Below are 17038 nucleotides of genomic sequence, written 5' to 3'. Positions count from 1 at the left end.
AGCCGCCACTGGCGCTTGTCGGCCACCATGCCGGTGACTTCCAGGCGGAACGACTCCTCCTCGACCTGGCGGACCTCGTCGATGCCGTAGTACGCGTTGAACGGGAACGGCCGGGTGATCATCGATTCGGGGTAGGTCGGCGCGAGCTTGTTGGGGTCGAAGATCCAGCCTTGCACACGGTCGTTGAAGCGGGATACGGTGGCCAGCGCCTTTTCCACGTTCTCGTCGTCCGACAGCGAGCAGCCCGAGAGCATCGCCAACCCGCCAAGCGTCAGGCTGTTGCGCAGGAACGTGCGGCGCGATGGCTGCTCGACCCGCCTGGCCAGCAGGTTCTTGGCTTCTTTCAGGATGGCCGGGCCGTCCAGGCCCAACAGCGACAAGCGTCTTTTCTGGCTCACGGAGCGCTCCTTATTTGCCGCGGATCATGGCGACGAGGCTGCGCGGAACCAGCGCCACCATCACCAGATGGACCGCCACGAACGCCACCAGCAGCGCCATGGCGAAGAAATGGATGCGGCGCGCGAATTCATAGCCGCCCAGCAAGTCGCGCAGCCCATCGAACTGCACCGATTTCCACAGCACCAACCCGGACAGCACCAGCACCACGATGTCGGCCATGACGAACAGGTACGCCAGCTTCTGCACCTGGTTGTAATGGCGCAGGTCGTCGTGGGCGAGCCTGCCGCGCAACGCGGCGCCCAGGTCGGCGGCTACGCCACGGGGGCTGAGGGGAAAGAACTTGCGCCAGAGGCGGCCGGTGGCCACGTTCAGCGCCAGATACAGCAGGCCGTTGGCGAACAGCAGCCACATGCCGGCGAAGTGCCATTGCAGGGCGCCGCCCAGCCAGCCGCCCAGGGTGATGCCATTGGGGAAGGTGAAGTCGAAGAACGGGGCGGCGTTATAGACGCGCCAGCCGCTCGTCACCATGATCACCACGGCCAGCGCATTGATCCAATGCATCGTCCGCAGCCAGCCGGGATGGATGACGCCGGGCGGGCGGGGGGCGGCCGGTGTATCGTGACTTGCGGGGCTTGCCAACATGGCGGGTCTCCGGGGCGTTCTGTCGTTGGAGCCATTCTTCCCCGGAGCCGATATCGGAGTCCTCACGCAAACTTAAAATATTTGTGATAACTCCCGGCCTGCGGATTGGCGACAATGGCGGTACTGAACTGGCCCGAGCCCCCATATGGATACGCCCCGACGCGTGCTGATAGTTGAAGACGACGCCCACATCGCCGAATTGCTGCGCCTGCACCTGCGCGACGAGGGCTATGCGGTCGAACATGCCGCCGACGGCAACGAAGGCATGCGGCGGCTGGAAGAGGGCAGTTGGGACGCGCTGGTCCTGGATCTGATGCTGCCCGGCATCGACGGGCTTGAGATCTGCAAGCGGGCCCGCGCCATGGCGCGCTACACCCCGATCATCATCACCAGCGCCCGGTCCAGCGAAGTGCACCGCATCCTGGGCCTGGAGCTGGGCGCCGACGACTACCTGGCCAAGCCGTTTTCCATGCTGGAACTGGTGGCGCGGGTGCGGGCGCTGCTGCGCCGCAGCGACGCCGTTGAACGCAATGCCCGCATCGATGCCGGCAGCCTGGCGGTGCACGGTGTTTCCATCGATCCGATCTCGCGCACCGTGGATGTCGACGAGCGCCGGCTGGACCTGACGCCGCGCGAGTTCGACCTGCTGCACTTCTTCGTCCGTCATCCCGACAAGGTCTTCTCGCGGATGGACCTGCTGAACCAGGTGTGGGGGTATCAGCACGAAGGCTACGAGCACACCGTGAACACGCATATCAACCGGCTGCGCACCAAGATCGAGTCCGACCCCTCCAACCCGCAGCGCATCCTGACCGTCTGGGGCAGGGGCTACAAGTTCGCGGCGGCGCCCGGCGCAACGGGAGGCGCATCATGAAGCGCTTCACGCTTACCCAACGCTTGTCCGCCGTTTTTGCGCTGCTGTTGCTGGCCTGCTGCGGCGCGTCGGCCTGGCTGCAGATCGCGGCCAATTCCCGCTATGAACAGGAGGTCGTGCAGCGCTTGTCCAGCGGGCTGGCGCAGCATATCGCCGGCACGACGGAACTGATGGACACCAATGGGTGGAAGCCGGACGCGGTGCGTTCGCTGTTCGACATGCTGATGGCGGTCAACCCCGCGGTAGAGGTCTACTTGCTGTCCAACGACGGCCGCATCGTCGGCGACGCGGCGCCCGCCGGCCAGATCAAGCGCGACCACGTGGACCTTGGGCCGGTCAAGCGCCTGCTGGAGGGCGGCATGCTGCCCATCGTGGGCGACGACCCGCGCAATGCCGGCGTGCAGAAGGTGTTCAGCGCGGCGCCGGTACGGGTGGCCGGGCAAGACAAGGGTTACGTCTACGTGGTGCTGCAAGGCCAGGCGCACGATGCGCTGGCGATGTCCGTGTCGCGCAGCTCGGTCTTGCGCACCACGCTGTGGTCGATCGCGCTGGTGGCCCTGCTGGGGCTGGTGGCGGGCCTGACGGCGTTTGCCTTGATCACGCGGCCGCTGCGCGGCCTGACCCGGGCCGTGCGGGCGTTTGACGGCGACGACGGCCAGGCGCTGGCCGCGCTGGAGCGTCCGGGCGACGCATCGGACCGCAGCGGCGACGAGATATCGGTGCTGCGGCGCAGCTTTGTGCAGATGGGCCGGCGCATCTCCGATCAATGGCGCGAATTGACGCGTCAGGACCAGCAGCGCCGCGATCTGGTCGCCAACATCTCGCACGATCTGCGCACGCCGCTCACCTCGCTGCATGGTTATCTGGAAACGTTGCGCCTGAAGGACGACACCCTGGATGCCGGCGAACGCCGCCGTTATCTGGATATTGCGCTGGCGCAAAGCCGCAAGGTGGGCCGGCTGGCCCAGGAACTGTTCGAACTGGCGCGGCTGGAATCCGGTCTGGTGCGGCTGGAACCCGAGACGTTTTCGTTGCCGGAACTGGTGCAGGACGTCTTGCAGAAATTCGAACTGGCCGCCGAAGCGCGCCAGCAGCAGTTGACCACCGACATCCCTCAGGCATTGCCGCTGGTGCGTGCGGACCTGGGGTTGATTGAACGGGTCCTGACGAATCTGCTGGACAACGCCATTCGCCATAGCCCGCCAGGCGGCCGGATCGAATTGCAACTGGGCGTGGCGCAAAGCCGGGTGCAGGTGCAGGTCAGCGATTCGGGCAAGGGCATTCCGCCCGAGCTGCGCGCCGGCCTCTTTACGCGGGCGTCTGCCCTGAACCGCGGGCCGCGCGACGCGGGCGGCCTGGGGCTGGTGATCGTGCAGCGCATTCTGCAACTGCACCAGAGCGAGATCCGGCTGGTGGAACGCGCCGAGCACGGCGCGGTGTTCCAGTTCGAACTGTCGGCAGCGCGTTAGGGCCGGCAGGCCCCAAGGCGCCCCGTCAGGCGGCGGCGGGCATTTGCCCGTGCAGCAGATAGTCCATCAATTCGCGCACCGACCGCATGGCGCCGCCGAACGGCAGCTTGGACGCGCCGCGGAAGAACAGGCCGCGGCTGACCTCGCCGCGTAGCGCCGCCGCCAGCTTCAGGTCGATGCAGAACTGGCCGAAGCGCGACAGGCCGTCGCGCAGTCCGCATTGCGTCAGGCAATCCATGCGTTGGCTGCAGCGTCGCGGATCGGCGCGCGTGCCGGCCTGCAGCGTCTTTTCCTGGCGCAGGTAGCGGGTGAGCCATGGCGTTGCCACGGCGCGCGCAGGCAGGCCGGCCACGCTGGTGAATTCGGCAAGGTCCGCCGGGTCGGCGTCCATCAGCACGCGCTTGAAGTTCTCGTGCGCGTCGCCTTCCCGGGTGACGGCGAACGCGGTGCCCACCTGCACGCCATCGGCGCCGTTGGCAAGCCAGTGGCGTACCTGGTCATGGCTGCCCACGCCGCCGGCGACGATCAGGCGCGGCGCGTCCTGGCCCAGTTGCAGCTCGGCGAACAGGGCGTGGCATTCGGTCAGCACACGCTGGAAATCGAAGCGCTCGTCGTGGATGTCGTCCAGACGTGCTGCGCCCAGGTGCCCGCCAGCGTGGCCCGGATGTTCGATGACCACGGCGTCGGCCAGCTTGCCCTTTTTCATCCACTTTTTCAGCACGACGGCCACGCCGCGCGCTTCCGACAGGATCGGCACCAGCGCAACCTTGGGAAAGTCGGCCGTCATCTCGGGCAGGTCCATGGGCAGCCCGGCGCCCATCACGATGGCTTGCGCGCCGCTTTCGCAGGCCTGGCGCACCAGCGCCGGGTGGCCGCGCACGGCCTTCATGACGTTCACCGCGACCAGGCCGCGCCCTTGCGCGGTGTCCAGCGCGGCGCGCACTTCGCGGTCCAGCGCGACCAGGTTGGCGCGGTCGATGGCGTCGCGGTCATTGCATTTGTCGGTCTTTTCGAGCAGATCCGGGTGGTGATGGCGCAAATCGATGCTGGCGATGGTGCCTACCGCGTTCTGGCCGGCAACGGCGCCGGCCAGACGGTGAGCGGACACGCCGACGCCCATGCCGCCCTGAACGATGGGCAGCAATTCGCGTCCGGCGAGTTTGAGTGATTTGAACCACGTCATGTTGAGTCTTTCCTCTGGTCAAGTGGACAGAGGCTAGAACAAGGGATGACGGGTCGCCTTGCGCGCGATCAAGCCGCCGGTCAATGGCAGCGCGCTTGCGGTCAGCCGACGTGGCCTGTCAGGCGGCGGGCGGCCTCCCGCAAGGGCGTCAGGTGGTCCGGGTTGTACCGGTGGGCAGGGGCGGTCAGCGTCACCGCGGCCGCGATGCCTCCCGACAGCAGGAAAACCGGGGCCGAAATGCCCGCCACTTCGCTCAGCCGGTCGCCCGTCGCGGCGAAATAGCCGTCTTGGCGGATGCGGGCGTACAGCGCCTGATCAGGCCCTGGGGCGCGGCCCAGGATGTCGTCATAGGCGGTCAGCACGCGTCCGCCGCTGCCGCGTTCCAGCGGCAGCAGATCGCCCGCCCGGATGTGGTCGCGCACCGGATGTGGGGAATCCACGCGGTACAGGCACAGGCGCGCATCGCCCTGGCGCACGTGATAGGCCGCGCTCTCGCCGGTCACGGCCACCAGTTCCCGCAGCACCGGCATGACCACGTGCTCCAGTGAAAACGAAGCGGAATAGATGCTGTGCAGGCGGGCGACTTCAGGGCCCAGCGCGTAGCGGCCGTCGTCCAGGCGGCGGATCCACTGCGCGTGTTCCAGCGACGCCAGCAGGCGCAGCACGGTGCTTTTGTAGAGCCGCGTGCGTTCGGCCAGTTCCCCCAGCGACAGGGTCCGGTCGGCGGGCGTGAAGACCGCCATCAGGCTTATCGCCCGGTCGACCGCGGCCACGCCGCCTGCCGCGGCATCGGCGTCCGCCACGGATTCGGTGACGGCTTTACGGGGCATGGCCAGCTCCGGCATTGCGGCGGACAACAGTCGGCATATTCCATCCTTTAGAACGATTGGCGTCATTGTAGGCATAGGCCCAGAGGGATATCCGGCGCAAAACGCCCTTGACAGCAATTTCCCGTTCGCATTTAATTCTATTCTAAAGAACATCATTCTATTAGATGGAATTATTTGGAGATGCAAGCATGGCGCACGACGCCCCAAACCCCACAGATGTCCTGATCAGCGAAGTCGGGCCGCGCGACGGGCTGCAATCGGTGAAGGCCACCATGCCGACGGCCGACAAATTGCGCTGGATCGACGCGCTGGTCGCCGCCGGCGTGCGCGAAATCGAAGTGGCGTCGTTCGTGCCGGCCCGGTTGCTGCCGCAAATGGCCGATGCGGCAGAAGTGGTCGCCCATGCGGTCCGGCATCCGGGCGTGACGGTGATGGCGCTGGTGCCCAATCTGCGCGGCGCTGAGGCCGCGTTGCGCGCCGGCGTGCACAAGCTGACGATGCCGGTTTCCGCCAGCCGTGCCCATTCGCTGGCCAACGTGCGCAAAACGCCGGAAGAGATGGTCGAAGAAGTCCGCGCCATCGCACAGCTGCGCGACGCCATCGCGCCCGGCGTCAAGCTGGAAGCCGGCATTGCAACGGCGTTCGGCTGCACCCTGCAGGGCCTGGTGCCGGAGGACGACGTGATCCGGCTGGCGGCGATGTGCGTGGCGGCCGGCGCGGACGAGTCGGGCCTGTCCGATACCGTGGGCTATGCCAACCCGGCCCAGGTGCGCCGCCTGTTCCGGCGCTTGCGCAGCGAAATCGGGTCGCGCGCCGGCGCGGCCCATATGCACAACACCCGGGGACTGGGGCTGGCCAATTGCCTGGCGGCCTGGGACGAGGGCGTGCGCACGTTCGACAGTTCGCTGGGCGGCTTGGGGGGCTGCCCCTATGCGCCCGGCGCGTCGGGCAACGTCGTCACGGAAGACCTGGTGTTCATGTTCGAGGCGATGGGCGTGCGTACCGGCATTTCGCTGGAGGGCATCGTCGCGGCGCGCGCGCCGCTTGCCGCCGGCCTGCCGGGCGAGCCGTTGTACGGCATGACGCCTGACGCCGGATTGCCCAAGGGTTTCACGCCGCCCCGCTAGCCCGTCTTTTACCGATGCGATGCCAACGCGGCAGCGCGCCATAGGCGCCGGCCGCGCAGGGCGGCGCTTTGCCTGAAACCTGCCGCATGGCGTCGACCCATTCTCCGTTTGAAGGTGCCCTACATGTCCAGCCGTTCCCCGTCCCGCCTGCCGTATGAAGGCGTCCGCGTCATCGAGTTCACCCACATGGTGATGGGGCCCACCTGCGGCATGCTGCTGGCGGACCTGGGCGCCGAGGTCATCAAGGTCGAACCGATGGGGGGCGATTCCACGCGCCGGCTGCTGGGCTCGGGCGCGGGCTTCTTCCCCATGTTCAACCGCAACAAGAAGAGCATCGCGCTGGACCTGAAGCAGCCCGAAGGCATCGAGGCCGCGCTTCGCCTGATCGATACGGCCGACGTGGTCAGCGAGAACTTCAAGGCCGGCGTCATGGAAAAACTGGGGTTGGGATATGCCGCGCTGAAGGCGCGCAACCCCCGGTTGATCTATGTCAGCCACAAGGGGTTCCTGCCGGGGCCGTACGAAAACCGGACCGCCCTGGACGAGGTGGTGCAGATGATGGGCGGGCTGGCCTACATGACGGGCCGCCCCGGCGATCCGCTGCGCGCCGGCGCCAGCGTCAACGACATCATGGGCGGCATGTTCGGCGCGATGGGGGCGATGGCGGCGCTGGCCCAGCGCGAACATACCGGCGTGGGCATGGAAGTGCAGGCCTCGCTGTTCGAAAACAATGTCTTCCTGGTGGGCCAGCACATGATGCAGCACGCCATGACGGGCAATGCCCCGGCGCCGATGCCCAGCCGCATTTCCGCCTGGGCCGTGTACGACGTCTTCACCGTCAAAGACGGCGAGCAGGTGTTCCTGGCGGTCGTCAGCGACAAGCAATGGGACATCTTCTGCCGCGCGTTCGGCCTGGAGCAGTGGCTGGCGGACCCGCGCCTGAAGACGAACAACGACCGCGTGCAGGCCCGCGATTGGCTGATGCCGCAGCTGCGTTCGCACCTGGCCGGCTACCGCGCGTCGGAGCTGGCGGCCCGGTTCGAACAGGAGGGGCTGCCGTTCGCGCCCATCACCCGGCCCGAGCAGCTCTTCGACGATCCGCACCTCAAGGCCACGGGCGGGCTTGCGCCGGTCACGTTGCCGGACGGGCGCGAAACCCGGGTGCCGCTGGCCCCGCTGACATTGGACGGCGTGCAGCCGCCCATCCGCCTGCAGCCACCGGCCGTGGGCGAACACACCGACGAGCTCTTGCGGGCCGCCGGCTATCGCGACGACGAAATCGCGGCCTTGAAGGCAAGGCACATTACACAAGGAGACAAACCCTCATGATCGCTCTATCCCGACGCGCATTCCTGGGCGCAGCCCTCTGCGCCGCCGCATTGCCATTGCGGGCGCAGACCGCCGGCGGCTACCCCGATGGCCGGCCGATCCGCCTGATTGTTCCCTACACGCCGGGCGGCGGCACGGATTCCGTGGCGCGCGCCATCGCGGCCAAGATCACGGGCCTGGCCGGCTGGTCGGTCGTGGTCGAGAACCGTCCGGGCGCCGGCGGCAACATCGGCCTGGACTATGTCGCCAAGACCAAGCCCGATGGCTTCATGCTGGGCTTGGGGCAGACCTCCAATCTGGCCATCAACCCGGCGCTGATGCCGAAGATGCCGTTTGACGCCGGCAAGGATTTCGCCGCGGTCGCGTTGATCGCATCGCTGCCCGTGGTGCTGGTGGTCAAAGCCAATGCGCGCTGGAACACGCTGGCGGATCTGGTGCGCGACGCGCGCGCCGCGCCGGGTTCCATCAAGCAGGCCCTGGCAGGGTCCGGCACGGTGGGCCACCTGGCGGGCGAGCTGCTGGCGTACCAGGCGAAGTTCGAGGTGTTGAACGTGCCGTATCGCGGCGCCGCTCCGGCCCTGAACGACCTGCTGGGTGAAAACACGGACTACATGTTCGCCACGCCGCAGGCCGCGCAGGAAATGCTCAAGGGCAAAGTGCTGCGCCCCTTGGCCGTGACTGCGCGGGCGCGGTTGCCGATCCTGCCCGATGTGCCCACGGTGGCGGAATCCGGCTTCGACGGCTTCGAGGCGCTGGACTGGAAGGCGCTGGTGGCGCCGGCCGGCACGCCCCGCGAGGTGATCCAGGCAGTCAACGGCGTCGTGGAGAAAGTGTTGGCCGATCCGGCCACGGTTGCGCTCTTCACCGCCGAAGGCAGCACCGCGATGGGCGGCACGCCCGACGCGGCGCAGCAATACATCCTGCAGGAACAGAAGAAATGGGCTCGCCTGATCCGCGAGGCCAACATCCAGACCGCCTCTTGAAGCGGCCAGCCAGAAGTTAGACGGAGACATCACCATGACATCGATTTTCACGCGCGGGCGCGCCATGCCCCGCTTGTTGGCCGCCGCCGCGATCGGCCTGGCCAGCCTGCCGGGGGTCGCCGCGGAGGACGCGGCCGCCTGGCCCGACAAGCCCGTGCGGCTGGTCGTGCCGTACTCGCCTGGGGGCACGACGGACTACGCCGCGCGCCAGGTCGCGCAGAAGCTGTCCGAGGCGACGGGCAAGACGTTCATCGTCGACAACAAGACCGGCGCCTCGGGCACGATCGCCACGCAGGAAGTGGTGCGGTCGGCGCCCGACGGCAGCACCTTCCTGGTGACCGACACCACTTACACGATGCTGCCGCTGCTGTTCGCGAAGCTGCCGTGGGATTACCGGAACGACCTGATCCACGTCGGCGAGATCATCGAAACGCCCCTGGTGCTGCTGGTGCCCGAGAAGTCTCCCTTCAAGACGATGGAGCAGCTTGTCGCCTATGCGCGCAGCCATCCCGGCAAGTTGAATTACGGGTCCGGCGGCCAGGCCAGTTCGACGCATCTGGCGGCCGAGATGTTCAAGAGCGAAGCCGGTATTTCGCTGACGCACATTCCATACCGGGGCGCCGGCGCGGCGCTGGCGGACGTGATGGCGGGCCAGATCGACGTGCTGGTCACCGCGGCGCCCACGGCGATTCCGCCGGTGCAGGGCGGCCGGGTGCGCGCGCTTGCCGTCAGCGGCGATGCGCGCCTGGCGACGTTGCCCGACGTGCCGACGTTCGCCCAGGCGGGCCTGCCGTCCTATCAGGTGCTGAACTGGTTCGGGCTGGCCGCGCCCAAGGGCACGCCGCCCGCGATCGTGGACAAGATGAATCGCCTGGTGTCCCAGGTGATGAGCGACCCCGCGATGCGCGAGAACATGGCGCGCCAGGGCGCCCAGCACCGGTCGATGACCGTGGCCGAGTTCGGGGGCTATGTCCAGCAGCAGGTCGCGCTGTGGGCGGACGTGGGCAAACGCGTCGGCATCAAGCCGGAATAGGGGGAGCGCCATGTGGAATCTGGACTTCTCGCCGCCCGTCGTCATCGAGGCGCGCGTCATCGCCGCCCTGCCCGAAGGCTTGCGCCGCAGGCAGCGCAGCGCCTGGGCCGACGCCAACAAGGCGGGCCATATCGTCGACTGCTTCCTGGAAGGGCCGGTGTTCGACGCAGCGGGCGCGCTCTATGTGACGGATATCCCGCATGGGCGCATCCTGCGCGTCGACGGCATGCATGACTGGCACACGGTCGCCGAAACCGGCGGCTGGCCCAATGGCCTGGCGCTGCATCGCGACGGCAGCTTATGGGTGGCGGACTACCGGCTGGGCATCCTGCGCTGCGACATCGCGAGCGGCCAGGTGGATACGGTGCTGGGGCACCGCAACAGCGAGTCCTTCAAAGGCGTGAACGACCTCGTCTTCGACCGCGCGGGCCGGCTGTACTTCACGGACCAGGGCCAGACCGGCCTGCACGACCCACAGGGCCGCGTCTACCGCTACGACGCCGGCGCAGGTCGTCTGGACCTGCTGCTGGCGAACGCGCCCAGCCCCAATGGCATCGCCCTGGACGCCGCGGAACAGGTGCTCTTCGTGGCGGTGACCCGGGCCAACCAGGTCTGGCGGGCGCCCGTGATGCCGGACGGGTCGATCACGAAGATGGGGGCGTTCCGGACCTTCTTCGGCACCAGCGGGCCGGACGGCCTGGCGACGACGCCGGATGGACGGCTGCTGGTGGCCCACGCCAGCCTGGGCGGTGTCTTCGTGCTGAATGCGCGGGGCGAGGTCACGCACTTCCTGAAAAGCCCGATCGATGCCAGCACCGTCACCAATGTGGCGATACGCCCCGGAGGCGGTTCCGTGGTGATGACGGAATCCGCTACCGGGGCGATCCTGGAGGCGCCGCTGCCGGATTAAGGCGGATTACGCCATCAGCTTCACGATGGCCGGCACCGACAGCACGGCGGTGTAATACCCCATGAACTGCACGCCGGTATTGAAGCCGAACAGCCGCGACAGCAGGCCGCCGAACAGGCCCATCGTCAGGATCACCAGCAGGCCCAGGAACTGGCCCTCCCAGATGCTGATCACGATGATCAGGCCGACGAACGTGGCGATGATGGCTTCGTGGCTGACCTTGCGCGACACGAACAGCGCGGCGCGGCGCGCGAAGTTCATCGCGAAGGGGTAGGACACCAGCGCCGCCAACAGCACCGCCAGCATGCCGTAGCCCAGGAATTCCCAATGGTTCAGCAGGTTGTGCAGGTTGTGCGTCTGGCCGGTGGCGGCATCCACCGTGAAGCGCGGCGGGGCGTTGAAGAGCGGGGCGGCAGGGCCTGCGGCAACGGGGCTGAGCGGCAGGCCGAACGCGATCAGCGGGATCAGCGCCTCGGCGATGTAGGTGGCCTCCGTGACGCCATTGCGCGCCGACAGCACCGTGGTCAGGCGATGGTAGGCGTGCTTGATGCGCGAGCCGACCAGTTCGCCCAGCACCACGGTCATGGCGACGGGGCTGAACACGAAGGTGGCGCTGGAAATCGCCGCCGTGGCCAGGGTCCAGCGCGTTTGCGTGCGGTCCATCACCTTCAGGGGGTTGGGGAAGTAGCCCGACCAGCCCTTGACGTCCGGCGCCAGCGAGAAGGTGCGCACCTTCTCGCGCATCATCTTCGCGCGGCCCATGGGCGAGATCACCGTGAAGAGATCCGCGATCAGCGGGCCGATGGCGATGCCCAGGAAATAGCTGATGCTCAGCTTGACGCCGTACTTGGCCGTCAGGCTTTGCAGCGCGATGATGACGACCACGAAGGGCACCAGCAGCGCTACCGCGGCCCAGCGGCCCGCCGAGAAGTAAGCGATCAGTACGGCCGCCGCCAGGAAGATCCAGGGCGCGGACTTGGTGATGGCGGCGCCGAACGGCGCCAGCAGCACGGCGAACAGCACGGCCAGCGGCACGGCGACAAAGGCGGCCACGATGGCGCCGGACACCATTTTTCGCAGGGCGATGTGCGGCACGCCCAGCTTGCGCAACATGTTCGCGTCCTGCAGCAGCGGTGTGGCCAGCGTGTCGCCAGGAATGCCCAGCAGGGCCGTTGGCACGGCGTGCGTCATGTGCTTGGCCACCGCGCCGGCCAGGAAGAAGGTGAACACGCCAGCGGGCGGCACGCCGAGCAGCACCACCAGCAAGGTGAGAGGGGCCAGCGTCGTGGTTTCGTCGGTGCCGGACACCAGGCCGATCGCGGCGAACACCACCGCGCCCAGCAGCCCCATCGCGGCGGCCACCATGATTTGTTCAAGCAGGGCGGGATCGCTCATGCCAGTGCCTCCTTGGATGCGCCTTGAGGGCGGGCGGGCGCGGCGTGCGCGGCAGACGCCGGGGCGGCCGGCGGCTCGGTGAACAGGTCGTACAGGTCAAGTTCCTTCAGCTCGCGCACGACGGCCTCGGGAAGATCGGCCAGCGTGCCCAGGCCGCCCGGCTGCTCGGCCAGTTCGGCCAGCACCTCGGCGCGCCAGGCCGGATCATGGGTGGAGGTGTGCTCGATGACTTCGCGTTTGGGCGGGAACAGGCGCGCGCAGATGACGCCTGCAATCACGCAGCCGGCCAGCCCCGCCAGCATGGCGTAGGCGTGCGCCAGTTCCGGGGACGCGACGATGCCGCGCAGCCACCGGCTGGCGGCGTAGAAGCCCGCCACGCTGATGGTGATGCCGATGCCGATGGCCCACGCCAGTTGGCGCAGGTCCACGGTGTCGCTCCATACCTCGGCCAGGCGCCAGGATGGCGCCGGGGATTTTGCTTCCATGTCTCTCTCCGTTGTGGTCGGGCGGCGCCGGCCAAGCCGTGCGCCGCCTCTGTTCTTATAGGGCCTGGGCCGGCCGGGCTTATCGCGACTGCCGCAGTTCCTCCAGCAAGGCCAGCGCGCGGTCGGTGCGGACGTCCTGCTCCGCCGCCATGCGCTTGGCGATGGTATCGATCTCGGCGCCCACGGCGCCGGCCACCAATGCGATGTTGCGGGCGTGCAGCGCCATGTGCCCGCGCTGGATGCCTTCGGTGGCCAGCGCGCGCAACGCGCCCAGGTTCTGCGCCAGGCCGACGGCGACTGCCACTTCGCCCAGTTCCTGCGCTGATTTGACGTCCATGATCTTCAGCGCCAACCTGGCCAGCGGATGCGTCTTGGTCGCGCCGCCCACCAGGCCCACGGGCATGGGCATTTCGATGGTGCCGACCAGCGCGCCGGACGTGTCCTTTTCCCATTGCGTCAGCGACGTGTAGCGGCCCGAGCGGGCGGCATAGGCGTGCGCGCCGGCCTCCACCGCGCGCCAGTCGTTGCCGGTGGCCACGATGACGGGGTCGATGCCGTTCATGATGCCCTTGTTGTGGGTGGCGGCGCGGTAGGGGTCGACGGCGGCGAACGTGTAGGCGTCCAGCACCCCTTCGATGATCTCGGCGCCGCTGCGGTCTTTGGTGTCCAGCGCCTGTGGCGTCAGGCGCACGCGGGCGCGCGCCAGCCGCAGGTCGGCCAGATTGGACAGGATGCGCAGGCGCACCGAGCCCCCGGTAATCGCTTCCACCAGCGGCGCCACGGCCTCCGCCATGGTGTTGACGGTGTTGGCGCCCATCGCGTCGCGCACGTCCACGATCAGGTGCATCACGATCATCGGGCCGCGCGGCGTGTCGGGAAAGACATGGACTTCCAGGTCCTGGCAGCCGCCGCCCAGGCCGATCAGCACCTTGTCGCGGCTGTTGGCCAGCGTGACGATGCGCTCGCGTTCGCGCAGCAGAGCCAGCCGGGCGCCATGCGGGTCCGTCAGGCCCAGCACCTGGACCTGGGCGCGCATCAGCGGACGGCTGCTGGACGTCTCGAAACCGCCGCATTCGCGCGCAAGCTTCGCCATGAAAGAGGCCGCCGCCACGACGGACGGTTCTTCCACCGCCATTGGCACCAGCACGTCGCGGCCGTTGACCTGGAAATTGCCGGCCACCCCCAGCGGCAGTTCGAATGCGCCGATGACGTTTTCGATCATGCCGTCTGCACGGTCCAGGCCGAGGGCGCCTGGACGGGCCAGCAACTGCTGTTCTTCAGGGGTCAGCGTAGCGGCGTCCGCAATCGCGGCCAGGCGTTGCGCAGGGGTCAGCGCGCGGAAGTTGGGCAAGCGTGAATCGGCCACGATGGCAGGTCTCCGTATAAGAATCAAGTGGCCTGATTCTAGGTAAACTGTACCGCTATTGAGAGGTACAGTTTGGGCAAACAGTACCATCGCACTGCACCAATTCAGGCCCGGATTTAGCGGAAAACGATGCATGGAAGAGGCAAGCAAACCGGGCAGGCGGCCGCGCGCCGCGCCTATCGCCGAAAGCCTGGCCAAGCTGATCGGCCAGCAGATCGCCGACGGCGTGTACCGGCCGGGCGACAAGCTGCCGTCATTGCGTGAGCTCTCGCAACTGCACCGCTACGCCAAGAACACGGTGGTCGTGGCCTTTGAAATGCTGGTGGCCCAGGGGCTGGTGGAGCCGCGGCGGGGCGCCGGCTTCTTCGTGCTGGACGGCGATTTCGCGCGCAAGGCGGCAGACGAGGAACCCGGGCAGTTGAGCCGCGCCATGGATATCGTGTGGCTGATGCGCGAGCAGCTCAAGACGCAGCCCGACGCCGTGCAGGCGGGCGACGGCTTTCCGCCCGTGGAATGGCTGGCCGACATGCGCATGGACCGCTATCACCAGAAGGTCGTGCGCACGGGCCTGGGCGCCTTGTTCCGCTATGGCAGCCGGTTCGGTTATGCGCCGCTGCGCGAAAGCCTGGTGCGCAAACTCGGCGATGTGGGCGTGAACGTGGCGCCCAGGCAACTGGTGCTGACGCACGGCGCGAACGAAGCCATGGACCTGGTGATCCGCTACTTCGTGCCGCCGGGCGCGACCGTGCTGGTGGATAACCCCGGGTACTACCCCCTGTTCGGCAAGCTGAAGCTGGCCGGCGTGCGCATGCTGGGCGTGCCGCGCCTGTCCGACGGGCCGGACGTGGCGGCCCTGGAAGCCTTGTTGCAGCGCGAAAAGCCCCGGCTGTTCTTCACGCAGTCGTTGGCGCACAACCCCACCGGTTCCGATATTTCGCTGGCCAAAGCCTATAAGGTCCTGCAACTGTCCGAGCGGTACAACGTGATGGTGGTTGAAAACGACTCGCTGGCCGATTTCAAGCCCACGTCCGCCGTCCGGCTGTCGGCGCTGGACCAGTTGGAGCGCACCATCTATATCGGGAGCTTCTCGAAATCGTTTTCAGCGGCGCTGCGGGTAGGCTTCATCGCTTGCAACGCGGCCCTGGCCAGCGACCTGGCCGACCTGAAAGCCCTGGTGCACGTCAGCAGTTCGGAGTATTGCGAGCGCATGGTGGATGTGATGCTGCGCGACGGGCACTACGAGCGGCATCTGGTCAGGTTGCGGCAACGCCTGGAGGCGGCCACCGGCCATGCCCTGCAGGTGCTGGATTCGCTGGGCGCGGAGGTCTTTGCGCGGCCCAGCAGCTCGCTTTACCTGTGGTCGGCGTTTCCCGGCGTGTCCGATTCGCTGACGTTGGCGGCAGACCTGATGCCCGAAAAGGTCATCATGGCGCCAGGCCGCGTGTTCAGCGTGGACCCGACGGCCACGTCCCCCTGGTCGCGCTGCAACGTCGGGGCGATCGGATCGCCGCGCTTTCATGCGACGCTGGCGGCGTTGTTGGCTCAGCGATAGGCGAATTCCGCAAACCATTCGGCCATCCTGGCTTGCGCCTGCGTGCTCAGCGCGCGGCCGGGCGGGGTGCCGGGCGAACTGCGTGCGCCTTGCACGGCAAAGCGGCGCACCCCACGCCGCGCCAATTCGCGGGCGAGCGCCTGCAGCCGCGTTTCATCCAGCCAGTCGGGATGCCAGGTGATGCGGCATTCGAAATCCGTGCCGGCGGACAGCAGTTGCGTCAGGCAGGCCAGCGCGGGGCGCTGGGAATCGCGGCGCCCGGTGATGTCGTCGTAGCCCTGCGCATCGGCCTTGATGTCCAGCCCGACCCAATCCAGATGACGCAGCACGTCGGCCAGGCGCAAGGGATAGATGCCCGCCGTGTGCAGGCCGACCCGGTAGCCCATGCGCCGCACGTCGCGGATCAGGGCGGGCAGCCGGGGTTCGCTCAACGGTTCGCCGCCGGAGAACACCACGGCGTCCAGCAGGCCGGTGCGCGTCGCCAGGAACGCGCGGGTCTCGCGCCAGTCGTACCGGGCGGCGCGGGTTTGCAATTCGGTGTTGTGGCAGTAGTGGCAGCGCCAGGGGCAGCCCGAGATGAAGACGACGGCGGCCAATTGGCCAGGCCAGTCCACGGTGGAAAAGGGCACCAGCCCGCCGATGGCGGGCGAATGCCGCGGCAGCGGTTGGGCAACGGGTTGGGGCGGGGCCGCGTAGGCCGGCCTTGCGGCCAGCCTGCGCGTACCAGGCTCAGCGTGTTGAGGCGCGCCTTCAGGCGCGTTGCTCGACGAAGAAGCGGCGTTCATTGAATTCGCCTTGTTTGCCGGTGTTGAAGGAAGAGACGGGACGGTGGTAGCCCATCACTCGGGTCCAGACTTCGCAGCGCACGCGCTGGCTGTCGTCCAGTTGCAGGACGGGTGCCGCAGCGGTGGGGGCGGGGACGGTCAAGGTTTGCATCGAGGACTCCTTGGGGTGAAGGCCGGGCTTGCGCCCGGCGGGATGTCGCGCGCTAGGCGGGTGCGCAGCACGCGGATTGCTTGGCCAACAGTTCGGCGTCGCACTTGGGGCAGAACTCGTGATGCCCGGCCAGATAGCCGTGGTTGGGGCAGATCGAGAAGGTGGGGGTGACCGTGATGTACGGCAGCCGGAAATTCGACAGCGCGCGGCGCACCAGCTGCTTGCATGCTTCGGCGGACGATACGGCTTCGTTCATGTACAGATGCAGCACGGTGCCGCCCGTGTACTTGCTTTGCAGCGTTTCCTGCAGTTGCAGCGCGTGGAACGGGTCGTCGGTATGGCCCACCGGCAACTGGCTGGAATTGGTGTAGTAGGGCTGGGCGTCGGACCCCGCCTGCAGGATGTCGGGATAGCGCTTCCTGTCTTCGCGCGCGAAGCGGTAGGTCGTGCCTTCGGCGGGTGTAGCCTCTAGGTTGTAGAGGTGGCCGGTCTGCTCCTGGAATTCGGTCATGCGGTCGCGCACGC

At 67.6% G+C, this 17038-nt stretch carries 17 protein-coding genes and 1 pseudogene; 8 read left to right on the top strand and 10 right to left on the bottom strand.

Translation table 11 applies throughout. The features are described from left to right. A pseudogene (locus tag ACO6D5_RS25040) lies at positions 1 to 398 on the bottom strand (molybdopterin-binding protein); the annotation flags it as partial. A gap of 10 nt (positions 399 to 408) precedes the next feature. After that, the gene (locus tag ACO6D5_RS25035) at positions 409 to 1041 is read right to left on the bottom strand and encodes a cytochrome b/b6 domain-containing protein (RefSeq protein ID WP_485826866.1); all 633 of its coding nucleotides are present in this window, start codon (positions 1039 to 1041) and stop codon (positions 409 to 411) included. A 145-nt stretch (positions 1042 to 1186) separates the two neighbouring features. On the opposite strand from ACO6D5_RS25035, the gene ACO6D5_RS25030 reads away from it, so the two are divergent. Next, the gene (locus tag ACO6D5_RS25030; protein WP_315529361.1) at positions 1187 to 1915 is read left to right on the top strand and encodes a winged helix-turn-helix domain-containing protein; all 729 of its coding nucleotides are present in this window, start codon (positions 1187 to 1189) and stop codon (positions 1913 to 1915) included. Beyond that, positions 1912 to 3384 (top strand): sensor histidine kinase, encoded by a 1473-nt coding sequence (locus tag ACO6D5_RS25025; RefSeq protein WP_485826865.1) that lies wholly within the window; start codon positions 1912 to 1914, stop codon positions 3382 to 3384. Before ACO6D5_RS25030 ends, ACO6D5_RS25025 begins: the two co-directional genes overlap by 4 nt. A 25-nt stretch (positions 3385 to 3409) precedes the next feature. On the opposite strand, the gene ACO6D5_RS25020 is transcribed toward ACO6D5_RS25025, so the two are convergent. After that, complete coding sequence (locus ACO6D5_RS25020; protein ID WP_485826864.1) at positions 3410 to 4567, bottom strand: NAD(P)H-dependent flavin oxidoreductase; 1158 nt, start codon at positions 4565 to 4567, stop codon at positions 3410 to 3412. A 101-nt stretch (positions 4568 to 4668) separates the two neighbouring features. After that, the gene (locus tag ACO6D5_RS25015) at positions 4669 to 5397 is read right to left on the bottom strand and encodes an IclR family transcriptional regulator (RefSeq protein WP_485826863.1); all 729 of its coding nucleotides are present in this window, start codon (positions 5395 to 5397) and stop codon (positions 4669 to 4671) included. Positions 5398 to 5585: 188 nt separating this feature from the next. On the opposite strand from ACO6D5_RS25015, the gene ACO6D5_RS25010 reads away from it, so the two are divergent. The 5 genes from ACO6D5_RS25010 to ACO6D5_RS24990 all read left to right on the top strand — a co-directional run bounded on the left by ACO6D5_RS25010 (position 5586) and on the right by ACO6D5_RS24990 (position 10779). Next, entirely contained in the window at positions 5586 to 6524 is a 939-nt protein-coding gene (locus ACO6D5_RS25010; RefSeq protein WP_485826862.1) for a hydroxymethylglutaryl-CoA lyase, read from the top strand. 123 nt (positions 6525 to 6647) lie between these two features. Further along, entirely contained in the window at positions 6648 to 7853 is a 1206-nt protein-coding gene (locus ACO6D5_RS25005) for a CaiB/BaiF CoA transferase family protein (protein ID WP_485826861.1), read from the top strand. Beyond that, on the top strand, positions 7850 to 8836 hold the full coding sequence (locus ACO6D5_RS25000; RefSeq protein ID WP_315529372.1) for a tripartite tricarboxylate transporter substrate-binding protein: 987 nt from the start codon (positions 7850 to 7852) through the stop codon (positions 8834 to 8836). Before ACO6D5_RS25005 ends, ACO6D5_RS25000 begins: the two co-directional genes overlap by 4 nt. A 34-nt stretch (positions 8837 to 8870) precedes the next feature. After that, the gene (locus ACO6D5_RS24995) at positions 8871 to 9869 is read left to right on the top strand and encodes a Bug family tripartite tricarboxylate transporter substrate binding protein (RefSeq protein WP_485826860.1); all 999 of its coding nucleotides are present in this window, start codon (positions 8871 to 8873) and stop codon (positions 9867 to 9869) included. Positions 9870 to 9879: 10 nt separating this feature from the next. Then, the gene (locus ACO6D5_RS24990) at positions 9880 to 10779 is read left to right on the top strand and encodes an SMP-30/gluconolactonase/LRE family protein (RefSeq protein ID WP_485826859.1); all 900 of its coding nucleotides are present in this window, start codon (positions 9880 to 9882) and stop codon (positions 10777 to 10779) included. A gap of 6 nt (positions 10780 to 10785) precedes the next feature. Here ACO6D5_RS24990 and ACO6D5_RS24985 read toward each other — a convergent pair whose 3' ends face one another. From ACO6D5_RS24985 to ACO6D5_RS24975, 3 genes are all read right to left on the bottom strand, one after another. After that, positions 10786 to 12174 (bottom strand): tripartite tricarboxylate transporter permease, encoded by a 1389-nt coding sequence (locus tag ACO6D5_RS24985; protein ID WP_315529376.1) that lies wholly within the window; start codon positions 12172 to 12174, stop codon positions 10786 to 10788. Continuing rightward, a complete protein-coding gene (locus tag ACO6D5_RS24980) occupies positions 12171 to 12659 on the bottom strand; it encodes a hypothetical protein (protein WP_315529378.1) in 489 nt (162 codons plus the stop codon). Before ACO6D5_RS24980 ends, ACO6D5_RS24985 begins: the two co-directional genes overlap by 4 nt. 79 nt (positions 12660 to 12738) lie before the next feature. Next, positions 12739 to 14028: a hydroxymethylglutaryl-CoA reductase, degradative gene (locus tag ACO6D5_RS24975; RefSeq protein WP_315529434.1), complete on the bottom strand. Its 1290-nt coding sequence runs from the start codon at positions 14026 to 14028 to the stop codon at positions 12739 to 12741. Positions 14029 to 14158: 130 nt separating this feature from the next. Here ACO6D5_RS24975 and ACO6D5_RS24970 point away from each other — a divergent pair, with 130 nt between their 5' ends. Next, on the top strand, positions 14159 to 15577 hold the full coding sequence (locus tag ACO6D5_RS24970; RefSeq protein WP_485826858.1) for an aminotransferase-like domain-containing protein: 1419 nt from the start codon (positions 14159 to 14161) through the stop codon (positions 15575 to 15577). On the opposite strand, the gene ACO6D5_RS24965 is transcribed toward ACO6D5_RS24970, so the two are convergent. The 3 genes from ACO6D5_RS24965 to nrdD (ACO6D5_RS24955) all read right to left on the bottom strand — a co-directional run. Beyond that, complete coding sequence (locus tag ACO6D5_RS24965; protein WP_315529382.1) at positions 15568 to 16362, bottom strand: anaerobic ribonucleoside-triphosphate reductase activating protein; 795 nt, start codon at positions 16360 to 16362, stop codon at positions 15568 to 15570. The genes ACO6D5_RS24970 and ACO6D5_RS24965 overlap by 10 nt on opposite strands. Beyond that, positions 16328 to 16513, bottom strand: a complete 186-nt coding sequence (nrdD, locus tag ACO6D5_RS24960; RefSeq protein WP_088588230.1) for an anaerobic ribonucleoside-triphosphate reductase — start codon at positions 16511 to 16513, stop codon at positions 16328 to 16330. Before nrdD (ACO6D5_RS24960) ends, ACO6D5_RS24965 begins: the two co-directional genes overlap by 35 nt. 52 nt (positions 16514 to 16565) lie before the next feature. Next, a partial coding sequence (nrdD, locus tag ACO6D5_RS24955; protein WP_485826857.1) for an anaerobic ribonucleoside-triphosphate reductase occupies positions 16566 to 17038 on the bottom strand: 473 nt, incomplete at its 5' end.

Source organism: Achromobacter sp., from assembly GCF_057314935.1.
This window is presented reverse-complemented; position numbering and strand designations above follow the sequence as displayed.